The organism is Magnetospirillum sulfuroxidans (assembly GCF_018224925.1).
Classification (GTDB): Bacteria; Pseudomonadota; Alphaproteobacteria; order Rhodospirillales; family Magnetospirillaceae; genus Magnetospirillum; species Magnetospirillum sulfuroxidans.
The window spans coordinates 85,325-102,265 of sequence record NZ_JAGTUF010000004.1; the positions used below are offsets into that span (position 1 = coordinate 85,325).

Annotated in this window: 12 protein-coding genes; 3 read left to right on the plus strand and 9 right to left on the minus strand. The window is 62.4% G+C overall.

Annotated elements, in window-relative coordinates:
* Positions 1–62 precede the first annotated feature (62 nt).
* Positions 63–1,148 (plus strand): DegT/DnrJ/EryC1/StrS family aminotransferase, encoded by a 1,086-nt coding sequence (locus KEC16_RS06520; RefSeq protein WP_211547065.1) that lies wholly within the window; start codon positions 63–65, stop codon positions 1,146–1,148.
* On the opposite strand, the gene rfbA is transcribed toward KEC16_RS06520, so the two are convergent.
* Positions 1,120–2,004: a glucose-1-phosphate thymidylyltransferase RfbA gene (rfbA, locus tag KEC16_RS06525; RefSeq protein WP_211547067.1), complete on the minus strand. Its 885-nt coding sequence runs from the start codon at positions 2,002–2,004 to the stop codon at positions 1,120–1,122. The two genes, KEC16_RS06520 and rfbA, sit on opposite strands and share 29 nt — an antisense overlap.
* Before the next feature lie 106 nt (positions 2,005–2,110).
* On the opposite strand from rfbA, the gene asnB reads away from it, so the two are divergent.
* Positions 2,111–3,925: an asparagine synthase (glutamine-hydrolyzing) gene (gene asnB / locus KEC16_RS06530; protein WP_211547069.1), complete on the plus strand. Its 1,815-nt coding sequence runs from the start codon at positions 2,111–2,113 to the stop codon at positions 3,923–3,925.
* Here the strand turns inward: asnB and KEC16_RS06535 are convergent.
* Genes KEC16_RS06535 through KEC16_RS06560 form a run of 6 tightly spaced genes read right to left on the minus strand, consistent with a single transcriptional unit; the run spans position 3,903 to position 12,239 of the window.
* Positions 3,903–5,516, minus strand: a complete 1,614-nt coding sequence (locus KEC16_RS06535; protein WP_211547070.1) for a glycosyltransferase family 4 protein — start codon at positions 5,514–5,516, stop codon at positions 3,903–3,905. The genes asnB and KEC16_RS06535 overlap by 23 nt on opposite strands.
* Positions 5,513–6,232 carry a WbqC family protein gene (locus KEC16_RS06540; RefSeq protein WP_211547071.1) on the minus strand — a complete coding sequence of 240 codons (720 nt, stop codon included), beginning with the start codon at positions 6,230–6,232 and terminating at the stop codon, positions 5,513–5,515. Before KEC16_RS06540 ends, KEC16_RS06535 begins: the two co-directional genes overlap by 4 nt.
* Before the next feature lie 10 nt (positions 6,233–6,242).
* Positions 6,243–7,226, minus strand: a complete 984-nt coding sequence (locus KEC16_RS06545) for a radical SAM/SPASM domain-containing protein (RefSeq protein WP_211547072.1) — start codon at positions 7,224–7,226, stop codon at positions 6,243–6,245.
* Positions 7,223–8,410: a DegT/DnrJ/EryC1/StrS family aminotransferase gene (locus KEC16_RS06550; protein WP_211547073.1), complete on the minus strand. Its 1,188-nt coding sequence runs from the start codon at positions 8,408–8,410 to the stop codon at positions 7,223–7,225. Before KEC16_RS06550 ends, KEC16_RS06545 begins: the two co-directional genes overlap by 4 nt.
* Positions 8,407–10,782, minus strand: a complete 2,376-nt coding sequence (locus KEC16_RS06555) for a tetratricopeptide repeat protein (protein ID WP_211547074.1) — start codon at positions 10,780–10,782, stop codon at positions 8,407–8,409. The genes KEC16_RS06550 and KEC16_RS06555 overlap by 4 nt, the downstream gene beginning before the upstream one ends.
* Positions 10,779–12,239, minus strand: a complete 1,461-nt coding sequence (locus KEC16_RS06560) for a radical SAM/SPASM domain-containing protein (RefSeq protein ID WP_211547075.1) — start codon at positions 12,237–12,239, stop codon at positions 10,779–10,781. The genes KEC16_RS06555 and KEC16_RS06560 overlap by 4 nt, the downstream gene beginning before the upstream one ends.
* A 416-nt stretch (positions 12,240–12,655) precedes the next feature.
* Between KEC16_RS06560 and KEC16_RS06565 the strand changes: the two genes are divergently transcribed.
* Complete coding sequence (locus tag KEC16_RS06565) at positions 12,656–14,374, plus strand: glycosyltransferase (RefSeq protein ID WP_211547076.1); 1,719 nt, start codon at positions 12,656–12,658, stop codon at positions 14,372–14,374.
* A 39-nt stretch (positions 14,375–14,413) separates the two neighbouring features.
* Here KEC16_RS06565 and KEC16_RS06570 read toward each other — a convergent pair whose 3' ends face one another.
* Both KEC16_RS06570 and KEC16_RS06575 read right to left on the minus strand, forming a co-directional pair.
* The gene (locus tag KEC16_RS06570; protein WP_211547077.1) at positions 14,414–16,321 is read right to left on the minus strand and encodes a glycosyltransferase; all 1,908 of its coding nucleotides are present in this window, start codon (positions 16,319–16,321) and stop codon (positions 14,414–14,416) included.
* Positions 16,322–16,481: 160 nt separating this feature from the next.
* A complete protein-coding gene (locus tag KEC16_RS06575) occupies positions 16,482–16,853 on the minus strand; it encodes a hypothetical protein (protein ID WP_211547078.1) in 372 nt (123 codons plus the stop codon).
* Positions 16,854–16,941: the final 88 nt, after the last annotated feature.

A 16,941-nucleotide genomic window follows, 5' to 3' on the forward strand; every position in this document is an offset into this window, starting at 1 on the left:
ACCATGGCGCGGCTGCGCCGGTTGTGTAGAGTGTGACGATCAGTCCTTGCGAGCGAACGGTTATGTCCTTCTCCCTGCCGGTCATGCGGCCCTTGTTGCCGACCCGACGCGCCCTGGCGCCGTATTTGCGGCGCATCGACCATAATCGCTGGTATTCCAACATGGGGCCGTTGGCCCAGGAACTGGCCTTGCGTCTTGGCCATCACCACGGCGCCCCGGCCTTGCCCTTGGCCAACGCCACCGTCGGCCTGACCGCCGCCTTGCTGGCGCACGACCTGCCGCCTGGCGGCAGATGCCTGATGCCGTCATGGTCGTTCGCCGCCACCGCCCAGGCGGCGCGGATGGCCGGCTTGACCCCCTTTTTCTGCGACGTCGCCCCCGAACACGGCCAACTGACCCCGCAGCTGGCCGAGCAATCCCTGGCCACCGCCGCCGGCCCGGTGGTCGCGGTGATGCCGGTTTGTCCCTTTGGTCATCCGGTGGATTGGCTCGGCTGGCAGGATTTCCGCCGCCGTCATAGCGTCGCCGTCATCATCGACGCCGCCGCCGCCTTCGACACCGTCCAGGCCAGCGAAATTCCGGCGGTGGTCAGCCTGCACGCCACCAAGGCGCTGGGGGCAGGCGAAGGCGGCTATGCCCTGTGCCGCGACGAAGAATTGTTGCGACGAATGGTCCGCGTCATCAATTTCGGCATGGATGAAAGCCGGCAATCGGTCACCTTGGGCGGCAACGGCAAGCTTAGTGAATATCATGCCGCCGTCGCCCTGGCCGGTCTTGACCACTGGCCCCAGCGCCGCCGCCGATTGGCGACGCTGCTGGGGCGCCTGCGCCGCGCCGTCGGTGATTTCGCCCACTGGCCGGCGGGCTTAGGCGACGCTTACGTCACCAGCACCGCCTGCGTCGGTTTCGCCGATTCCTGGGCAATGGAACAAGCCTTACGCGACCACGGCATAGAAACCCGACGCTGGTGGAGCGGCCCGCTGCACCGCCATCCGGCTTTCGCCGATGGTCAGCAATTGCCGATCACCGAACATCTGGCCGCGACCACTTTGGGGCTGCCCTGCTGGATCGGCATGGGCCGCACAGAAATAACGGCGCTCGCCCAGGCCCTGGCCCACGTCAATCATGATCGGCCCGCCACTCGGTGATCAGGCCGCGCAAGTAGCGCCCATACGCCGTGTCTCCGGCCCGTTGGGCCAAGACGGTGAATTGATCCAGATCGATCAGCTTCTTGCTAAAAGCGATTTCTTCCAGACAAGCCACCTTCAATCCCTGACGACTTTCCACCGTGCGGACAAATTCCGATGCTTCCAGCAGGCTGTCATGGGTGCCGGCGTCGAACCAGGCATAGCCCCGCCCCATCTTGAGCACATCCAATTGCGCATCGGCCAGATAGTCTTTGAGCAAATCGACCATCTCAAGCTCGCCCCGCAAGGAAGGCCTGAGCCGCGCCACCCGCTCGACGACATCGGAACCGACCACGTACAGCCCGGTCAACGCCCAATCCGAAAGCGGATTCTTGGGTTTTTCCTGCAAATCCCGCACCTTGCCATCCGGGCCAAACGCCACCACGCCGTAACGCTGAGGATCGGTGACCCGCGTGCAAAAGGCGGATGCGCCCGAACTTTGGCTGATGACGTGATCAAGCATGCTGCCCATGCCTTCGCCAAAGAAAATGTTATCGCCCAAGATCATGGCGACGCGATCATCGCCGATATGGTCGGCGCCGATGGTGAAAGCCTGGGGCAGCCCTTCGGGCTTGGGTTGGATGGCGTAAGTCAGGCGGATGCCCCATTGGCCGCCATCGCCCAGCAGTTCCTGAAACACCGGCAGATCGCGCGGGGTCGAGATCAGCAAGATATCGCGAATGCCCGCCAGCATCAGCACCGACAGCGGGTAATAGACCATGGGCTTGTCGTAAACGGGCAGCAATTGCTTGCACACCGCCAAAGTCACCGGATGCAACCGACTGCCGGTCCCTCCGGCCAGGATGATGCCCTTCATGGCTGCGCTCCTCGTCCATTGCCCCAACTTCACCATCAACCCACCAAGATTGAGTTAACGTTTGCGGTGCTAGCATGGCCGCATCGGAGCGAAGGATAGGGACGCCATGTGCGGCATCGCCGGTTTGCTGGATTACGGAAATAAACTGCCGCTTCCGCACAAGCGCGGCGCCGTTACCGCCATGACCGTCGATATGCGCCATCGCGGCCCCGATGATGGCGGAATCTGGCAATCGGATGATGGCGTCTGCACCTTGGGCCATCGCCGTCTCAGCATTCTTGATCTCAGCCCCGCCGGCCATCAGCCCATGCTGGCCCCCGATGGTCAGGCATTGACTTTCAATGGCGAGATTTACAATTACCGCCCCTTGCGCCAACAGCTCGAGGCCGAAGGCTGGCGCTTTGCCTCCGCCACCGACACCGAGGTTCTGCTGGCCGGATTGGTCCTGCACGGCCCGGCCTTCATCGACCGGCTGGACGGCATGTATGCCTTTGCCTGGTGGAATCCGATCACCCGCACCGTGCTGCTGGGCCGCGATCGGTTCGGCGAAAAGCCGCTTTACCTCTATCGCTCGGGCGGGGTGATCGCCTTTGCCTCGGAAGTCCGGGCGTTGGCCTGCCTGCCCGATTTCGACAGCCGCGTCGATGCGCAAACCCTGGCCGGCTATCTGGCTTTCCAATATTTTCCCGCCGGCAAGACCATCTATGCCGCCGCCACCACATTGGCGCCGGGGCAGGTGGCTGAAATCGGCGCCGATGGGGAGATGCGGGTGCTGGCGCAATGGCGCTTCACCACCGCGCCGCGCCAGCGTTCCAACCGGAATATCGACGACCTGGCCGACGAATTGGAAGACATCTTGATCCGCAGCGTCGCCGATCGGCTGGTCAGTGACGTGCCGGTGGGGGCGTTCTTGTCCGGCGGCGTCGATTCCTCGACCATTGTCGCCATCGCCACCAAGCGGCTGAACCGCAGCATCCGCACCTATTCCATCGGCTTTGCCGGGGCCGAGGACAGCGAGCACGCCGAGGCCGAAGCCATGGCCCGCCATCTCGGCACCGAGCACACCACCGGGATGCTGACGCCCGAAGGCATGGGCGAACAGGCCGCGCGCATGGGCGCCATGCTGGATGAACCCAACGGCGACAGCTCGTGCATGCCCACCTGGCATCTGGCGCGACTGGCCCGCCAAGACATCACCGTCGCCCTGTCCGGTGATGGCGGCGATGAATTGTTCGGCGGCTACGGCCGCTATTTCACCACCCTGGCCGAAGCGGAACAGGCCGAACCGGGGTGGAATCCTGGCGCCGCCTATTTCGATTCCTGGCGCATCTTGTTATTCGCGCAACGGCCGATGACCGCCTTGCTGGGACTGGTGCCGCCCACCTTGGCCGAGCATGTGGCCAGCCTGAAAGCGCAATTGGACAGCGACACCCTGCCGCTGATGAACCGGATGCGTCAGGTCGACGCGGCGACCTATATGCCCGGCGCCGTCCTGGCCAAGGTCGACCGCATGAGCATGCGCCATTCTTTGGAAGTGCGCGCGCCGCTGCTTGGCCGGGAAGTCGCCGATTTCGCCGCCACCCTTGCCGCCGACGAATGCGGTGGCAAGGATGGCGGCAAACGCGTGTTGAAAGCGGTCGCCCGTCGCTTCATCCCCGCCGACTGGATCGACCGGCCCAAGCGCGGCTTTGGCCTGCCCATGCGCGGCTGGGCCGAACAAAGCGCCCTGGTCGATGCCGAGGCCCTGTTCGGCCACGGCGACAGCCAATTGGCGCGATGGCTGGGCGATGGCGCCATCAGCCGTTTCCTGGCGGCCCAACGCCGCCAGCCGATGATGTATCAGATCTGGGAAATGATGGTGCTGGAACATTGGCTGCGCAGCCATCCGGCGACGCCGTTCAACGCCCCAGCAGGCGTTTGAACAAGGCGACCCGTGGCCCCATCTGCGCCGCTTCCCCCCACACCGCCCGCGTCGTCTGCTCGCCGGCGGCGGCCAGGGCGTAAAGAGCGTCAGGCCGGGTCAACCACGATTCCAGGCACGCGGCCAGACGGGCGGCATCGGCATCGATCGCCACGTAATCAAGCCCATCGGTCAGGGCGAAATTAAGCTTCATGGGATCGGTGGCGAACAAAGCGGCGCCGCACATGGCCGCTTCGATACAGGTCGTCACCGGAAAGCCGTCAAAGGCCCCACGGGTGATCTGGTGCGGCCGGTTGGGGGAAACGATGGCGTCCATATCGGCGTAAAAACCCGCCAACCACGATTGTGGTTGCAGCCCGTAAAAATGGATCCGTTCGCCCAGGGCGCCGACGTCCAAAATGTCGGGGGTATAGTCGCCAAAGACATGAAAGCGGAGCTGGGGGAAGCGGTCTTTCAGCCGATGAGCGGCGGCAATGAACAGATCATAGCCCTTATCCGTTCCCGTCGGCGTATAGCGTACGCCACCGAAACAAATATCCAGCGTCATCTTATCGATACCGAAACGACGCTTGGGCCGTCGATGGGCCATCAACAAATTTTCAACGACGATGGTCCCCGGAATCAGGGTGATGCGATCATCGGGAACGCCGAAGCGGTGGCGGATGTAATCGCGGGTCAAGCCATAGGTGACGATCACCCGCTGGAAGCGGGGCGACGCGAACACCCGCCGCAACCGATCATCGGAATACGCGTCATCAAGCCGAAATCCACCGCCGGGGTTCAAGGTAAAGGTGAAATCAATCCCCACCTGCTCGTACAACGGCCGGAACAGATCGGCGTTCATGGCGAAGATATTGTGGGCCAGGGCGGGACGGTGAAAATCGCGCCCCTTGGCCAGACGTAACCGCGTCACCCGCGCTTGCGCCGGCGCCGCGTCCAATGCGGGCACCAATTGACTGACTTGTCCGGCCTGCGCCGGAAACGCCGCCGACCATGCGTCCATGGCGGCGGCGAACTGGCCACGACCATAGGGTTCCAACACCTTGCGGCCGAAGGAATAGGCCCGGCAATCGGGGAAGTGACGCAGATAGGTCTGAAACTGCTGCAACAAGAAGCCATAAGTGTGGGGAAAGCGATCGCAAAACAACCCCAACCCGCCGGCGTGGTCCGCCCCATCGGTGAAAGCGGCAAAGGTGGCGCCGGCATCGATGGGGTCGCGCAACAAGCTGAACGCCACATTGGTTTCCGCCCACGGATTATCCGGGTCCAACCGCGCCGCCCGCTGAAACGCCGCCAAGGCTTCATCGTGGCGACACGCCGCCCGCAAGGCCAAACCCAGGTGATTTTGCAAGGCCGCGCTGTGCTGACGATGCCGCGCCGCCTGCGTCAAAACCGCGACCGCGGCGCCGGCCCGCCCATCCTGACGCAGCAACGTTGCCGCCAGGATGGCAATGTCGTCGTAATCAGGGCCAGTGGGATCGGCACAGCGCGCCGCCGCCTCGGCCCGTTCCGCCGCCAGCTCCAGACGGCATTCCGCCTGGGCCGTGCGCGCCGCCGCCGCCAAGGCGCGCCAGTCTTGTTCCGTCGTCATCGACCGCCCGCCGTCGCGCTGGCCGGACGCATGGCAAGGACGCTGCGAAGATGTTCGGCGGCGTCCGGGCCAAGATTGAACAGCATGTCGATGGCCGAAACGTCACCGCGAAAATCCCCATGCAATTGGCGGTAAGGCTGATAATCGTAAAGCTTGAAGAACAAGGCGATGCCGGCGCGGTCATAGCGTTCGGGGGTCGAGTACGCCTCGGCGCTGGGGCCGTTGACGAAAACCGTCGCCCCCAGTTTTTCCAACAGATCCAGCACCCGATCCTCGCCTTGGCCCTGGGCGGCGAAGGACCGCGCCTGCACGATCGGCGTGGCAATGGCCAATTCGTCGGCGACCCAGCGCAACAGGTTTTCGTTCAGGGCGGAAATGCTGGGATAAGATTGCGCCAGCAGGGCGAACAACGGCTCGCTGTAGCGACGGAAAAACGGCGCTTGCCGATAGGCGGCCCGGATCTGCCCGGCAATGCGGCCGCGCCAGTCCTGATCGTCGTCAAGCGGGGTCTGGTCGATGCTCAATCGCGGCCAGGCATGGCGAACCGGCACGCTGATCCAACTGACCCCGGCCGCCGTCTTGATTTGGTTGCGCGAACGCCAGGACTTGCTGACAAAGGCGACATCGTCGAACAAAACGAAGCGATCAACGCAGGCCATCAGGTCGAAATAACCGCGCCACGGCAGGAAGCTTGATTGCATGATGGCGATACGCATGGCGCCAGCCTCAATCACCCTGACCGCCCAAGGTCTTGCGGTCCTTGAATTCGCGCATGACGGTGGCATAGCTGCGCCCTTCGGACGGCCAGCGGATCGCCGACCAATCCGGGCACTGGGCGCAAAAGGGAAATTCCCCATAATCATTGTCGCGATGGGCCTGCCGCAACGCCGTCATCGCCGGGCCGGTCCACACCTCCGCCACGGTCGAGGTGGCGATGTCGCCCAATTCCGCCTGATGCAGCCAATCGGCTGGACAGAAACTGAATTTTCCATCGGGCTTGATCACCAGACGTTCCCATGGATACAGGCATGGCGTCCGGGCGCCGGCCGCCGCCCACATGGTTTTGGCCATCTCGGCCATGGAGCCGGCGCAGGAATGCTGACGCCGGATCACCACGAAATCGGCCCCGGCCTGTTCCCAGAAAGTTTGAAACGCCTCGGCCTCGCCGTCATTGAGGGGCTGACGAACGAAACTGACCATGACTTTCGGCGCATGGCCCGCCTTGCCCGCCAGCTCGATCAAGCGCAAGACATTGGCGCGCGCCAGGTTCAGATCACCACCGACGCGGACCTTGGCATAGGTTTCCGGCAGATGGGCATCCAGGCTGATATCGAAGACCGCCACCCCATGATCCACCAAAATCCGAGCCCGCCGCTCGTCCAGCAACAGGCCGTTGGTGGTCAGGTTGACCGGCAAGCCGGTCCGCTTGACCGCATAGCCCAGCAATTCGGCATGTTCGGGATGCAACAGCGGTTCGCCGTCGCCGGTGTAACGGATGAACTGACAGGACGGGATGCCGATTTCGGCGATTTCGTCGATCAGCTTGTGATGCAGCGCCACATCAAGATGCCGCCGCGCCTTGCCCTTGATCTTGGTCACCGCCTCATAGGGGCAATGAATACAGGCAAGATTGCAGAACTCGGTGATGTCCATGTTGATCTGCGACGGAAATTGCGCCGAAAGGTATCCATCGAATGTTCCCGGTTTCATGGATGACCTCCGTGTGTGGCCAAACAGGCGATCAGTTCGGACCAGCAATAGCGCGCCTCGTCCAGGGACATGGAGGCGCTGATGGGCAACGTCATGATGCGGTCCGCCAGAAAATCCGTCACCGGCAAAGCCGGTTGCGGCTGATACAGCGGCATGCCGTGCAGCGGAACATAATGGATGGAAATGCCGATCCCCTTGGCCCGCAAGGTCGAAACCAGCGTCGCCCGGTCACACGTCATGTTTTCCAGCGGCAAGCGCACGGCGAACAGATGCCGGGCGTGGCGCGCATCCCCCACCCTGGCTTGCGGCCGCAATCGCGGCCAATCGCGGGCGATGGCGTCGAGATAGCAATCGGCGATGGCCTGACGCCGGGCGGCGAACTCGGCTTGCCGGCGCAACTGGACGCGACCGATGGCGGCTTGCAGATCGGTGTAGTTCAGCTTGTAGCCCAATTCGCTCAGGCCTTGCAGGGCGAAAGGCTGACGCGGCTGGCTGTATCGCGCCCAGGCATCCGAGGCCAAGCCGTGCTGACGCAGCGACGCCAGATGCGCGGCCACCTGCGCCGATGGGCAACAGATGGCCCCCCCTTCGCCGGTGGACAGGTTCTTGTTGGCGTAGAAACTGAAACAGGTGAGATTGCCCGAGGCCCCCACCGGCGTGCCGTCCGGGTACCGCGCCCCCAAGGCGTGGGCGGCGTCCTCGACAATGGCGACATGGGCCGGCAGGACGCGGCGCAAAGCCGCGACATCCAGGGCCAGGCCGCCGTAATGAACCACGATGACCGCCTTGGTCCGATCACTGACCTTGGCCAAAACCGAGTGCGGCGTCGCCAGCATGGTCTGCTCGTCGACGTCACAAAACACCGGCACCGCGCCAAGGTACAAGGCGACATTGGCGGTGCTGCACCACGTCAATGACGGGCAGATCACCTCGTCACCGGCGCCGACCCCCAGGCTGACAAGGCTTAGAAACAAGGCGCCGGTGCAAGACGAAACCGAGACCACATTACCGACACCGACGGCGGCGGCCAGTTCTTGTTCGAACAAGAGGGTTTCCTGGCCCATGCCGATCCAGCCCGACCGCATCACGCGGGTGACCGCTTCGATCTCTTCGTCGGAAAAATTCGGCCGCCCGAAGGCAATGGGCAAATTCACCCGATGATTGGTTGCTCCGCCGCCCGTCATGCCGACACATCCCGAGACGGTGAAACATCGCGGCGCCACGCCTTGGCGGCAAGACCTTGCCAGGTCTCCTGCCCCGTCGGCGATAGCGGCGGCACCTGCACCGAAAGTGGGTCCCACCAGCAAAAGCCGACGATGTCAAACCACCATCTCTGATAAATCGATTCGACTTCCCAAACGATGGACTTTTCCTCGGTCTTCAGCCACGAGGCCAGGGCCTGACGCGTGGGCTGGCGGATCTTCGACAGATAAACCGGATCGGCGGCCAGCGCCTTGGCTTGTTCCACATAATGCTGCGCATCGCCGGCGATGCACGTGGCCAAGCCAACCGCCCGCAAGGCCGCCGGCGTGGTCGAGGAGGCCGCCGACACCACATCCAGGCAAACCACCGGCACCCCCATGAACAAGGTGAACAACGAGGTTGTCGCGCCGCCATAAGGATGGGTGTCCAAAGCGATGTCGATATCGCCAATGGCCGACAAGAAGGCGGACAACGCCATCGTTTCCCGTGTTTCCAACCGCTCCGGCGCGATGCCGTGGCGCTGAAAGCGCTCGCTCAATTCGTGCCCGACCGCCACGTCATCGACGCCAAAAATCACCAGCCGGGCCGACGGGCAGGCGGCCAGGACGCGAGACCACAAAATCACGGTTTCATCGGTGATTTTCTGGATCTTGTTGCATGAACCAAAGGTCGGATAGCCCTTGCGCATCATCGGCGCGTCCGGCCGCAACGCCACCTCTTCAGGCAAGCGAAATGGTGGACCGGGGGTATAAGACAGCTTCTCGCTGTGACAATGATCATTTTGGCCGCGCGGATTGGCGATGGTGTCGGTCATCTTGAAGTCGATCCGGGTCATCCCGGTTGTTCCGGGATAACCGATCCAACTGGCCTGAACCGGGGCGGGTTTGAAGGCGAAGATCGGCAAGCCATTGCCCGCCGTGTGTCCGGCCAGATCGATCAGAATGTCGATTTCATCCTCGCGGATCAGCCGTGCGGCCTGTTCGGGCGACAGATGGGCGATATGACGCCACTCCCGCGCCAACGACCGCAACCGATCCGTCACCGCATCGCTTCCCACCCCGGTATGATAGCAATAGGTGTGCACCCGCCGCGGATCATGGTGGGCCAAAATGGGCTCGATGAAACGGGCCATGATGTGATCCTTGAAATCAGGCGAAACATAGCCCACCCGCAACAATCGGGCCGCTTCCCAATAATCCGGCTGTGGCCGGGGGGCCATGGGGTGAATATGCGCTTCCAGCCGCTGGCCAAAACGGCGATGCTCGGCAACCACGTCGGGATGCGTCAACCCGAGGTCATGCACCATGAAATACAACAGATTGCTGTACAGGGCGAAATTGTCTGGAGCCAAGGCCATGGCCCGCCGCAGGCATTCTATGCCGCCGACACTATCCCCCATGGCATTTTTCACCGCCCCCAGGTTTCCCAAGGCATCCACATGATCCGGGTCGATGGACAAGGCCCGGGCCAAGGCCGCCGCCGCCGCCGCAAGGCGTCCGCGCTTGAGTTCCAGAACCCCCAATTGGTTCCACAGACCGGCATGGTTCGGATGGGACGGCGCCACCGCCATCAGCATATCGACGGCGCTTTGCCAGCGCCCCAAGGCTTGCAAGGCGATGGCATGATTACAGGCCGTGGCGGCATCCATCGGCAGCACCGCTTCCGCCCGCCGAAAAACCTCAAGGGATTGTTCGGCCTGGCCAAGCCGAACCAGCAAATTGCCATGGGCATTCAATACGGCCGCATTGTCGGGGGCACGGTGGCAAGCGCGCTGAAAACAGTCAAGCGCCAGGTCACACGCGCCCATGCGGTCATGGACATGGCCCATATTGGCCAAAATGTCGGCGCGTTCGGGCTGCAAACGATGGGCGGCGGACAAAGCCTCAAGCGCTTCGCTCAGACGTTCCTGAGCGGCCAACAGGTTGCCCAGATTATACCAGGCATCCACATAGCCCGGCTGTTGGATGGTCAGCCCGCGCCAAATCTCTTCCGCCTCGGCATCGCGGCCTTGCCGCCGCAACGCCCAGCCCAGGTTATAAGACGCCTGCGCCAAGGTCGGGCGCACCGCCAAGGCTCGGCGAAAAGCTTCAGCCGCCCCGGCATCCGCGCCCAAGGCAAGCCGGCATACCCCCAGCTCGAAGCAGGCATCGGCATTTTCGCCATCCTCGGCGACCGCCGCAGTGAAGTGAATCTCCGCCGCCTGATGACGGCCCAGATGCATTTCCACCCGGCCCAGCAAGCGACGGAGTTCAACATCCCGAGGATCGGCGGCCACCGCGTCGCGCAGGTATTCGCATGCCTCGATCAGCTGGCCGGCACGGATCAGTCGTTCGGCTTTTTGCAGAACGGTCATGGCGCCGCAGCCTGTCGCCGCAATTCATAACGGCGATCATTGCGCATGGGGTCAGAGCCGTCACTGGACGAGAAAAACAAAGAATTGCCCTTATAACCATAGCGGCCCGCCCCCAAGGTCCGAACCTCCTCCTGAGGCGCCGCCGCCGGTCCCAGCCGGCCCTCATCCTCGAACAATTCGTATTCCGTCAGATCAAGCCCCAGCGGAATCCGGGCGACAAAGGAATGACCGTCGGCAAAAAGACGCTGCACCATCAACAGCGGAACCACCGGCTCCCGGCAGACCAAGGCCATGGCGCCATCGCCCTTGCCGGCGGTGTAATCGACCACCTGTCGTTCCGGTTCGCCGGGAATTTGCCCCTCGATGCAGGGTTTGCAAGGCGGCAAGGGCAAGGCGGAGCTCACCCCGCGTTCCAGCGACTGACGGATCCGCTGGTAATTCTGCCCGAACCACACGGCGGCAAAGGCCTCGGCCGAAGTGGCGAAGCCCAAGGGCTCGGTCTGCGTCCGACAGCAGACCGCCACCTCGCCGTTCATGCCGATCTCGACATAATCGAACGGCGCCCGGCACAGACTGGTCGGGTGCGCATAGGGGGACGTCCCCGCCAAGGGATAACAGGGCTGGCCGGGGAAAAAGCGGCCTTTGGCGGCGGAAGCCATTCCCTGACGTCCCAACCGTCCTGCATGGACGACATCGCCCTGGACAAGGATCTTGACGGCGGAATCCTGTCGAGAAGCCCATTGCTGTATGGCGTCGCGCTGGCGAGCCAGTTCATCAAGATCGGGAACGGCCTCGGTTCCCAACCAGATGGGGTTGTAGAGATGATAATCGACCACATCAATGCCGATCTCGTCCGCCCATTGCGCGACATCCAACATGCCGCCCACGGTCCGCGCGGTGATGGTCGGATACAGTTGCAGGCGCAACCGCTCAACCCGACGACGCGCGGCCAATTGGCGGATCATGGGATCGGCCTTGCTCCACACCCCGTTACGTCGCACCTGATCAAACAGATCGCCAACCGCATCGATGGAGATGGATACGGTTCCGATTGCCCCCATCAGCAGATCAAGAATCTCCGGCGTGAAAACCGTGCCATTGGTCTGCACCCTTAGATTGCACTCATGCTTGGCGACTGTCGACAAAACGTCTTCGATGTGGGGATAAAAAAGCGGATCGCCTTGGCTGTTCAGTTCGACCGTCACCGCTGTTGGAAACAAAGTCTCGGCAACGGCGTGAAAAATCTCGAGCGGCATGCTGGTTCTGGCGGTCTTGCTGCGATCAAGTGTTTGCTGGCTGCCGCATATGTCACAGCGCAAATTGCACTTATTCGTCAACACCACGCCGACATGGGCGGGCGGGGTGATTTTCCCGCCGGCCAAAGGCAGCAGCATGTCCGCGTGAGGATGCATCCCCCACCATTGCGCAAGCAAATCCGCCGGCGAGGAAGGGCTCATCGTATTTTCCATCCCATCGGCCGTCACCCCTGTGCCCGCAGGGCCGGCATGGGGCGTTTGACACTTCTGTGGCGGCATGACATCTCTTCCCATTCTGGGTGCGCGCAGTTTCGATTATCAGCGCAGGCATGCTGAATCATTCGTTAATTCGGACACTATGCCTGAAAGAGCGGAGAGACACAGGCAACATCCGTTCATGCTTTTTTTACGCTCCCCCCCCGAAGATACAAACTCAATACCCTGGCAGCCGGAATGGCTCGGCTGCCTTGAGCCAGGATGAACAGAATGTTCGCCGTCACCGACCGGAAATCCAATCATTCTTATGCTAAGGCGCTATTGCGTGATCTGCTGAGTATGCGGAGGTAATTGTGCCCTGCGTCCCCAAACAGACTCTCCCGAGACTCATTCACGAAGCCTTGGCCGGCCGCCTGCGCGTCATCGTCTGGGGGGCGGGCGATAGCGCCGCGTTGAACCGCTGGCGCTTACCGTTGCCGGTATCTTATTACATCGACACCGACTGGGCCAAGTGGGGCACGTCGGTTTTCGGCGCGCCCATCCGCTCCCCCGAACGCCTGATCGACGAAATTCCCGACAAAACGCTGATCGTCCTGAATTACTATTACTACCGCAGTTTTCCGGAACAGCTTCGGTTATTGGAACGACTTGGCGATTGCTGGTGGATCACCGCCACCGCCTTGGATGAAGCGCTCGATGAAAGCCGGCCCGATGGCGACACTCGCGTCGAGGACATCCTCGCCTTCGAACAGATAATCAGCGCAATTGATGTCCGCCATCCCGACCTTTCGGCCTATGCCCACGCTCTTTGCCAAACCCCGCTGAACGGTCGCCATGCCCAGCGCGCCCGCAACGCCATCGCCCGCCATCGCCAGACCATGCCGCCGCGCCCGCTCAGCGGTCGCGCGGTTTTGCTGATCGAGCGGCTCAACCTGGGCGGGGCCGAGCGCCAATTGTGCAATCTGGCGGTCGGGTTGGCCCGCGCCGGCCATCAGGTGGTTTTAGCCGCTCTGGAGACCGAACCAGCCGGAGCCAGCCATTACGTCGCCAGCCTGCGCAAGGCCGGAATTGATTACCGCATTCTACCCGCAGCCGGAGCACCCGGAGACATCCAATCCCTGGTCGGCCAGTTCTGGCGGCCTTCGGCGACATCGGTGTTTTGGCATGCACCCACGGCTTTGGGCACGGCAATGCTGTCGGTGGCCCGTTTTCTCGCCGATTACCAACCCGACCGGATCATCTGCTATCTGGACCGCCCCAATATCATTGGCGCTCTGGCCGCGACCCTGACCGACGTCCCCCACATCGTCATGTCGGGGCGCAACGTTAACCCCACCCATTTCCCCCATTTCTATAGCTGTCAGACCGACGATTTCCGCAAGGCCTACAAGATGCTGGTGCATCAGCCCGGCATCAGCCTGACCGCCAATTCGCGGATCGGGGCGCAATCTTACGCCGAGTGGCTGGGGCTTACGGAAAAGGACCAGCCGATCATTCTCAATTGCGTTTCGGACTTTCTCTCGATCCCCCCCCGTCGCGGCACCCTGACCGGCTTGCGTTCCCTTCTTGGCGTTACCCGCGACCACGATATCGTGCTGGGTATTTTCCGGCTGGCACCGGAAAAACAACCCCTGCACTTCATCGAAGCCTTTGCCAAACTTCACGCGCACCGTCCGCAGACCCGAGCGGTGATCTGCGGCAGTGGCAACCTAGAGCCAGAAATACGAGCGGCAATCACCCAGCATGGGTTGGACGATAGGGTGACGCTTCTGGGGGACGTCGAAGACGTCGGCCTGGTCATTCGCATCAGCGCCATCATGCTGCACACCTCGGTCTTCGAAGGAACCGCCAATGTGCTGCTGGAAGCCCAAGCCCTGGGGCTTCCCATTGTCTGTTACCGCAATGGCGGCTCGGAAAGCGCCCTGGCGCCGCAATTGCTGGACTATTGTTGCGACCAGGGCGATACCGACGCCTTGGCGGAACAATGCCGCATCTTGCTTGACGATCCCGCCTTGCGCCGTCGCCTGAAAAACAAGCTGGCCACCTTCATCCAACGCCATTTCAGCATTGATCGGCTGGTGCACGAAACGCTGAACGTCGGCGAGAATCCGCCGCCATGACCGGACGACCGCACCCGGAAAGCTTCACCTGATTTTCGGTTACGATCGAGCCTGCCCGAGCGAGTGATCGGCGCCGCAAGCCGAAGCGGCGGAAAGCTGTTCCAGCACCGCTTCCAGCGCCGTGGCCGTCAAATCAGGCCGATGGAACACCTCGACCGCGCGCAAGCCGTCTTCGGCCAATTCCTGGCGCAATGGCGGGTTTTCGATCAACTGCCCGATCCGCTCGATAAAGGCATCGACGTCATTGGCGGCGACGCCGAAATGCCCTGGCGGAAACAACTCCATCGCCGGGCGCCAGGTCCGCTCGTGAAACTGCTCCAGATAGTCGTCATCCATCGAGACCACGGCAATCTTGCGGGCCATGGCTTCGTTGATGGCGTAACCGCCACCATTGGGAATGGTATCGACAAAAATATCGGCGGCGGCGATCACCGCCTGATGATCGTTGCGCCACCCTAAGGCGACAATCCGGGCCAAGACGTCATCCGCAACGCCAAATTCGCGGGCTAAATCCCACAGACCGGTTTCGTCGATGCCGACCATCCCCCACCAAACCGTCGGATGGGCGGTCATGACCGCCTGAACCGCCTGCCAAAACATCGATTCCCGATATTTGACCGGACGGGCCGAGCTCATCAGCAAAACGACATCGTCGGCAATCCCCAGCGCCGCTCGCGACGCCACAGCCCCCGACAAAATGAACCGGCCCTTGGGCATGAACGGCGGAATGACGGCGGAGCGGCACAACCCATCCATGGCAGGTTTGAGGGTGAAGTGAGTAGCGATATCCATGTGGCGGCTGGTGTAAAGATGGGTTTCCCCCAATCCCATCCCGATCTGATGATGGGCGGGATGCAGGGCCGCAAGCAAAAAATACCAGCCCGACTGGGCGAAATAGATCAGATGATCAAGCCCCAGGGCGGCAATGTCGTCGGCAACCGAGGCGGCGGCGGCAAAACAGTCGTAACCGCGTTCCCCCGGCGGCCAGAACATCACCGGACAGCCCACGCGCCGCAACCGCTCCGCCAGGGCGGGATAAAATGGATTGCGCGCTTCGACCTCAGCCTGCGGCTGCAACGAGATGACCATGACGTCGAAACGATTCCGGTCATGATGCTCGACCAGTTCGACGACGATTTCGGGCAAACTGCAATAGGCCTCCTCGTTCTCGCCGGCAAGGATATATGCCAGACGCAAACGCCCGTCGCCCCCTTCTGGTCGGGCCGCGACCGAACGGCGGTGATCGGCCAGCACGGCCGAGACAGGGTCAACGATCAGAACATCCTGAAACGGACTGCCCCGCCGCAAAGGATAGGTTTGATAGACCAAACGGTGATAATCGAGAACGATCTCAGCGGCCTGCCCCGCCGCTTCATCCTCTCCATCGACCATCAAGGCCTGAGCGGCCGAACGCAAGGTCGCGGTTGCTTCGTCGAATTGACCGTGACGGCAAAGCCATTCGTGCAACCACGACCGGCATAGGGGGTGACGCCACCCCAGCGCCCAGGCGCGCAAGAACAACGCACCGGCAAGGTCTTCGTCGCCGCCCTGCTGCGCCGCCAAGGCCAAGTGGTGAAACAAATATGCTCGTTGCCCCGGATCCGGAATCAGCAACATGTCCGTCAACGTCGCCTGATCAGGGCGCTTCTTCTGCCGCAAGGAATTGACCGCCACGTCCAGCACGGCGCAGGTCTCTTGGCTCAGCGGGCCTTCGTACAGCAGTTCATAGCGACGCCCATTGGTGCGCGGATCGGTGCCGTCGCTGCTGGAAAAATACAGCCACCATCCCCAATGGGAAAACCGCCCCTGCCCCATGGCGCGCACAGGGTCGCGCCCGGCATGTCCCGGACCAAGTCTGCGACCATCTTCCAACACCGACACCGCCGAATGACGCGCATGCCACCGGTTCAGCGTGCCATCCCCATTCGGCAAGGGCAGTTCGGGCACCAGCCAACACAGCCCTTGTTCCTGCACAAATGAATTCGGGTCAAGGGCATGGATGAAGGGCATGGTGTGCGGATCTTTGGTCAAAAGCCACGGGAAACAGGCGTCATGCTTGCCCAATCCGTGACTTTTGGCTATCGCAAATTTCGCCGTCTTTCCGGCATCAGCCGCCGCCGCACGAACCACAGCAGACATCGCCCGCGTAGGAAAGCCGCGCCACCAATTGACGGCCGCCATCACGCGGCGGCAAAAACTGCACCAGCGCCTGCGACAGCTCCGCCGGCAGCGCCAGACGTTCCCCGGTCAACCGCATCATCCGCGCCGCCCCCGGCTGATAACAATCGCCGTCGTCGCACAAGGCGAAGGCGTCGGCGAGAAAATCGGCAGCCTGGGCGGGGCTCAGCTCCGCCATCAGGACCGCGTCGCCGCGCACCATGGCCACCAGTCGAAAAACGTCGTCATCGCCACGCAGATGGATTTCATTGGCATGAATGCGGGTGGCGGCGATCAGGTGGTCGGCGAAGCGATCGGTCATGGGGGAAACTCCGAAATTTGTTCCCTCCAGAAACGGCAAAGCCGCTGTTGTCGGCGTTGAGCTTGATCAAGACGACCGCCATCGCCAT

Coding starts and splice junctions, on each gene's coding strand:
- KEC16_RS06520 (WP_211547065.1), top strand. CDS start 63: ATGTCCTTCTCCCTGCCGGTCATGCGGCCCTTGTTGCCGACCCGACGC.
- rfbA (WP_211547067.1), bottom strand. CDS start 2,004: ATGAAGGGCATCATCCTGGCCGGAGGGACCGGCAGTCGGTTGCATCCG.
- asnB (WP_211547069.1), top strand. CDS start 2,111: ATGTGCGGCATCGCCGGTTTGCTGGATTACGGAAATAAACTGCCGCTT.
- KEC16_RS06535 (WP_211547070.1), bottom strand. CDS start 5,516: ATGACGACGGAACAAGACTGGCGCGCCTTGGCGGCGGCGGCGCGCACG.
- KEC16_RS06540 (WP_211547071.1), bottom strand. CDS start 6,232: ATGCGTATCGCCATCATGCAATCAAGCTTCCTGCCGTGGCGCGGTTAT.
- KEC16_RS06545 (WP_211547072.1), bottom strand. CDS start 7,226: ATGAAACCGGGAACATTCGATGGATACCTTTCGGCGCAATTTCCGTCG.
- KEC16_RS06550 (WP_211547073.1), bottom strand. CDS start 8,410: ATGACGGGCGGCGGAGCAACCAATCATCGGGTGAATTTGCCCATTGCC.
- KEC16_RS06555 (WP_211547074.1), bottom strand. CDS start 10,782: ATGACCGTTCTGCAAAAAGCCGAACGACTGATCCGTGCCGGCCAGCTG.
- KEC16_RS06560 (WP_211547075.1), bottom strand. CDS start 12,239: ATGAGCCCTTCCTCGCCGGCGGATTTGCTTGCGCAATGGTGGGGGATG.
- KEC16_RS06575 (WP_211547078.1), bottom strand. CDS start 16,853: ATGACCGATCGCTTCGCCGACCACCTGATCGCCGCCACCCGCATTCAT.